We start from the raw sequence: 237 nt of genomic DNA on the forward strand, positions 1-237 counted from the left end.
CTTCAAATGCCATGCAGCGGGCCAGCTCCCGATGATCCTGTTTGCTCACAACGTGGCCGAGGACAGCCAAGGCCGTTTCGAACGGGGCGATTGGGCTCGTTCAAGCATGTGCACCGGTTTCCACGACGGTGTTGCATTCGAAACCAGAAACACGGTTTACGTGTTGATTGGCCCTGGTCATGAACAGCTCGCGAGCCTGAAAGACGTTTTCTCCCTCTTCTAACCTGCGCTCTATAT

Annotated in this window: 1 protein-coding gene; it reads left to right on the top strand. The window is 54.9% G+C overall.

Features of this window, described 5'->3' with window-relative positions:
* Positions 1 to 223: DUF6957 family protein (locus KMS84_RS44890; RefSeq protein ID WP_256921676.1), on the top strand; the 223-nt coding region annotated here is incomplete at its 5' end.
* Positions 224 to 237 lie beyond the last annotated feature (14 nt).

This window comes from Streptomyces hilarionis (assembly GCF_024539675.1).
Classification (GTDB): Bacteria; Actinomycetota; Actinomycetes; order Streptomycetales; family Streptomycetaceae; genus Streptomyces; species Streptomyces hilarionis.